This is a genomic window from Rhodoferax ferrireducens, assembly GCF_049302455.1.
Lineage (GTDB): Bacteria > Pseudomonadota > Gammaproteobacteria > Burkholderiales > Burkholderiaceae_C > Rhodoferax > Rhodoferax ferrireducens_B.
This window is the reverse complement of sequence record NZ_JBAQMD010000077.1, coordinates 1-2,008: the sequence shown is the minus strand read 5'-3', so window position 1 is coordinate 2,008 and position 2,008 is coordinate 1. Positions and strand designations below refer to the sequence as shown.

3 protein-coding genes are annotated in these 2,008 nt (G+C 63.0%); 1 reads left to right on the top strand and 2 read right to left on the bottom strand.

What is annotated here, in order from left to right:
* Positions 1 to 328 (bottom strand): hypothetical protein (locus tag WA157_RS13895; RefSeq protein ID WP_422621529.1); only part of this gene is annotated, 328 nt, incomplete at its 3' end.
* A 211-nt stretch (positions 329 to 539) separates the two neighbouring features.
* On the opposite strand from WA157_RS13895, the gene WA157_RS13890 reads away from it, so the two are divergent.
* Entirely contained in the window at positions 540 to 1,514 is a 975-nt protein-coding gene (locus WA157_RS13890) for an alpha/beta hydrolase (protein WP_422621528.1), read from the top strand.
* 20 nt (positions 1,515 to 1,534) lie between these two features.
* On the opposite strand, the gene WA157_RS13885 is transcribed toward WA157_RS13890, so the two are convergent.
* Positions 1,535 to 2,008 (bottom strand): 2-oxo acid dehydrogenase subunit E2 (locus tag WA157_RS13885; protein WP_422621527.1); only part of this gene is annotated, 474 nt, incomplete at its 5' end.

The following is a 2,008-nucleotide window of genomic DNA, read 5'->3' as shown; positions in this document are numbered from 1 at the left end:
GTTGCACGCTGAATGGCGCAGTGTCACCGGCCGGGATGGTCACGTTCACGGGGTGTATTTCGACCCAGCCCGGGTCGTCGGTGCCGGGATGCAGCTCGTCAGCCCACAGCCAGCGGTGACGCACCAGAAGTTCGGCTCCAATCAAAGTCGCATCGGTTTGATTGTGAATCTCGCCTTGCAGGCCGGAACCGCTAACCCGCACGTCGGACACGGACACTTCGACGGCATCCTGTGTCGTGAGAACGGTTTCCGCAGAGATCGACGAGGTGCACAGCACGACCGCGGCGAACGCTGCCGCAAATTTCAGGGCTGAACGCGAAATATGCATGGCTTACTCCTTCACTCGGGCCAAGGTGCGGGTTGTTTGACCTTGCTCGAAGCCGCCAAGTTCGCAACCGTGGGCACTGCGATGGACTGTCGCACAGGCGGCATCGTATCTGACGGCAAGCCCCATCGCGCCGAATGTGTATCAGTGCATGGCAGAGCGGCGCAGGGCGGCGGACACTGTGCGCCCTCAAGCTTGCATGAGAGGTCGTGCCATGTTGTTCATAACCAACCGCTTCCCGACGCAGAGCATCAAGAGCCGCGTCGGCCGTGTCTTCGACTTCGATCTCAAGAACAACGCAGCCTCCAACTCGGTGTTCTATTGCCGGCGGCTGGGCAAGGATAAATACGAGGAAATCGGCGGCTTCAATCTGATGTCCGAGCTGAAGTCCTCGCCGTATCGGCAGTTGCTGGTGTACCTCCACGGCTTCTCGAATCTGCCGGAGGCGGTGTTCGACGGGGCGGCGGAGTTGCAGGCACTGTGCGACAAAAAGAAGCAAAAGGAGCTGCTGGTGCTGCCGGTGGTATGGCCCTGTGACGATGACCAGGGAATCGTCAAGGACTACTGGGACGACCAGAAGGCGGCCGACGCGAGTGCCTTTTCCCTGGCCCGGGTGCTGGGGCACTTCATGAAATGGCGCGATGACGCCCAGCGCAACCCGACCGACGATCCGTGTCTGAAGCGCATCAACATGCTGGCGCACTCCATGGGCAATCGCGTGCTGCGCGAGACGCTGTGTGCCTGGGACAAGTACGACCTGCCAAGCGGCGTGCCGCTGCTGTTTCGAAACACCTATCTGGTGGCGGCGGATATCGAGAACGAATCGGTGCACAAGGGGCACGCCGGTGAGCTCATCAGCCACGCATCGCGCAATGTGGTGGTGTATTACGCCTCGGACGACCTGGCGCTGCGTTCAAGCAAGGTGGCGAACCTGAAGAACAAGATCGCCTCGCGTCGCCTGGGCCATACCGGCCCCGAGAACATGGCCATGACGCCAACGAACGTCTACGCCGTGGATTGTGACGACGTGAACACCGCTTACGACACGCCCAAGGGCCACAGTTACTTTCGGTCCGGCAAGAAGCCCGGCGAGCCGGGCAAGGTCTTCGACCATATCTGGCAAACCATCATGACCGGCCGCGTGTTCCCGGATGACGAGCATCGCCGCACGAGCATCATCAGGGACTGACGCGGCGCCGACCGTGAGGCTCAGCCGCCGGACTGGAAGCCCTCCGGACGACTCAGGAACTGCGCCAGATCCTGCAGAAACACAGCCGCCGGCACGCCATCGGCGACGCGATGATCGAAGGTCAGGCTCACGGCCATGCATTGCCGCCAGGTCATACCGCCGCCGCTGCGCTGCGCGATCTCACGCACCCGGCCAAGGCCCAGGATGGCAATCTGCCGCGGGTTGATGATGGGCGTGAAGGCGTCGATGCCGTGGCTGCCCAAGTTCGACAGAGTGAAGGTGCCGCCGTCGACATCCTGTGGGCGCAGCGTGCCGCTGCGGGCGCGGCGGACCAGCTCGGCCGCCAGTTCAGCGAGGTTCTGCAGGCTTTTGCGGCCGGCGTCGTGGATGACCGGAGTGACCAGGCCGCCCTCCAGCGCCACGGCAAAGCCCAGATTCACCTGAGACCCGATGCGGACGCGGTCGCCCTCGACGGTGCCGTTGAACGGCGGATG

Excerpts from the sequence above, each read along its gene's own strand:
- WA157_RS13890 (WP_422621528.1), top strand. The coding sequence starts at position 540 with ATGTTGTTCATAACCAACCGCTTCCCGACGCAGAGCATCAAGAGCCGC.